Origin of the sequence: Bacillus fungorum, assembly GCF_002746455.1 — a bacterium.
In the GTDB taxonomy this organism is placed as follows: domain Bacteria; phylum Bacillota; class Bacilli; order Bacillales; family Bacillaceae_G; genus Bacillus_A; species Bacillus_A fungorum.
Window position 1 is genome coordinate 1 of record NZ_NWUW01000144.1, and the last position, 856, is coordinate 856.

Annotated in this window: 1 protein-coding gene; it reads left to right on the forward strand. The window is 36.4% G+C overall.

Annotated elements, in window-relative coordinates:
- Positions 1 to 151 precede the first annotated feature (151 nt).
- Positions 152 to 856, forward strand: a 705-nt coding sequence (locus CO726_RS31125; RefSeq protein WP_136699922.1) for a DUF6094 domain-containing protein, incomplete at its 3' end; no start/stop codon positions are given.

Here is an 856-nt window from a genome sequence, read left to right on the forward strand (position 1 = left end):
TGGTATGGATGACCTACCGGAGATTACAGATGAAGAACTACCATTCTAATTATGTCGAGGTAGTATATAGAGGGTAAAAGGAAGAACTAAGTGATGTTTATACTTGGATCTTCCTTTTTTTATTGCAAAAAAAGAACTTGGAGGGAATTTTATGAGAATAGGAAATGATTTAGCGGCAGGATTTTATCCAACACCACTAACAGAAGGGAAATATTTAATACAGTTATTACAAATGGAATCAGAGCGAGCTTATGCTTGCTTTGATCCATGTTGTGGAGAAGGGAAAATTTTACGAAGTTTTGCAGATGAAATGAAGCAGGCGGGAGTCCAGTTTCATACGTATGGCGTAGAGCTGGATGCAAAGCGATATGGCAAAGCAAAAGAGCAATTAGATGAAGTGGTACGCTCAAGCTTTGAAAGCATGATGATTAGCCATGACTATTTTCCGCTTGTTTTTTTAAATCCTCCTTATAATACGGAGCTTCGTACAGAGAATGTAAAATCAGAGAGAATGGAATTCAACTTCCTGAAGCGTGCTCACCATTATTTAGCAGAAGGTGGGATTATGGTATATGTCATTCCATATGACAGATTTGCTAGAGACGATATCAGTTATTTCTTGGCTAAGAATTATGAGGAAATAGGCTTAATGCGTTTTGGTGATGAAAATAAGGAGTTCGATGCATTTAAACAGTGTGTCTTCATCGGTCGTAAGCGTGAATCTATGAAAAATGATACATACTTTAACGATCGGTTCGCTAATTTTTGTGAAAATATGTCTGATCTTATTTTCGTCAAAAAAAATGTGAATACATTAGCGCAAATGGTGAATCGTAAAAGTTGGATTATACCTGAA